We start from the raw sequence: 440 nt of genomic DNA, 5'->3' as shown, positions 1-440 counted from the left end.
ACCCCAAGCAATCTGGTTATACTGTGAAGACGACATTCGCCGAAAATTCGAATTTCTCAATTAAGAGAACTCACAAATTTTACCTTAGCCTGAATAAACACCAGTGAAAGTGCTATCCAGTCTATCTTTCTATCACATACCCAAATTTTTAAAGAACGATCTAATCAAAGACTAGAAATCAACATTCATCATCACGTCGATGGAATGCTCATTTCTAAGCTTTCACATAAAAAGTAGCTCTTAATACATACAGAGAAACTTCTCGTCTTCTTCAATGAATCAAGCAATTCGTGTGGGAACTTATGGAGCAGCTGATGTCGTCGATTAAGGAGGTGATCCAGCCGCAGGTTCCCCTACGGCTACCTTGTTACGACTTCACCCCAGTCATGAATCACACCGTGGTAACCGTCCTCCCGAAGGTTAGACTAGCTACTTCTGGT

Annotated in this window: 1 rRNA gene; it reads right to left on the bottom strand. The window is 41.4% G+C overall.

Annotated elements, in window-relative coordinates:
• Positions 1 to 325: 325 nt before the first annotated feature.
• A 16S ribosomal RNA gene (locus K5E40_RS34460) occupies positions 326 to 440 on the bottom strand; the annotation flags it as partial.

Origin of the sequence: Pseudomonas baetica, from assembly GCF_019733355.1 — a bacterium.
In the GTDB taxonomy this organism is placed as follows: Bacteria; Pseudomonadota; Gammaproteobacteria; order Pseudomonadales; family Pseudomonadaceae; genus Aquipseudomonas; species Aquipseudomonas baetica_A.
Note: the sequence above shows the minus strand (reverse complement) of the source record. Positions and strands in the feature narration are given on the sequence as shown.